This window comes from Acinetobacter sp. ABJ_C1_1 (assembly GCF_044684115.1).
Taxonomy (GTDB): domain Bacteria; phylum Pseudomonadota; class Gammaproteobacteria; order Pseudomonadales; family Moraxellaceae; genus Acinetobacter; species Acinetobacter nosocomialis_A.
The window spans coordinates 1-735 of the sequence record NZ_JBITPU010000042.1; the positions used below are offsets into that span (position 1 = coordinate 1).

Genomic DNA, 735 nt, shown 5'->3' on the forward strand with positions numbered 1-735 from the left:
CGGTCTTGGTGTTGTCGATTTTGCTATTCAGTTCAGTTTTCGTATTACCAATCGTGTTGTTTAACTCAGTTTTAGTGTCATTAATCTGAGTTGTTAACTGATCTTTGGTATTGTTTAACTTGGTGTTGGTATCGGTAATTTGATTACCAAGATCATTCTTAGCATCATTTAAACTCTTGTTGGTATCTGCGATCTGATTACCCAAATCTTTTTTCGCATCATTTAACTGATTATTTGTATCAGTGATTTTGCCATTTAAGCTCTCTTTTACTTTGATGAGCTGATCAACATTCACTGCATCTTTGGCATTTACACCATCTGCAACATTGGTAATTTGTTTGCCACCTGCATTAATACCGTCTTTAGTAATGCTTGGACCGTCTTTAATAGCCAAACCATTGTTGTTCAAAGTGGTGTTGCCAGTAGTCACACTGTCAAATTTTGAGTCTTTTAACAATTCAATCTGAATACCATCTTGAGTGGTACGGGTAATAACATTTTCACCGCTTGTTTTTGACGCTGGAGTTGAAGCATCCGCACCACCTATAATGTTGAGCTTGTCACCAAGTTTACGGTGTACATCTGCACCGCTATTACCAGCAAAGTTTAAGCCTTTGTTTTCAAGCTCGGTCTTGGTGTTGTCGATTTTGCTATTCAGTTCAGTTTTCGTATTACCAATCGTGTTGTTTAACTCAGTTTTAGTGTCATTAATCTGAGTTGTTAACTGATCTTTGG

1 pseudogene is annotated in these 735 nt (G+C 37.1%); it reads right to left on the minus strand.

From position 1 onward, the window contains the following. A pseudogene (locus ACG59Z_RS18745) lies at window positions 1-735 on the minus strand (adhesin); the annotation flags it as partial.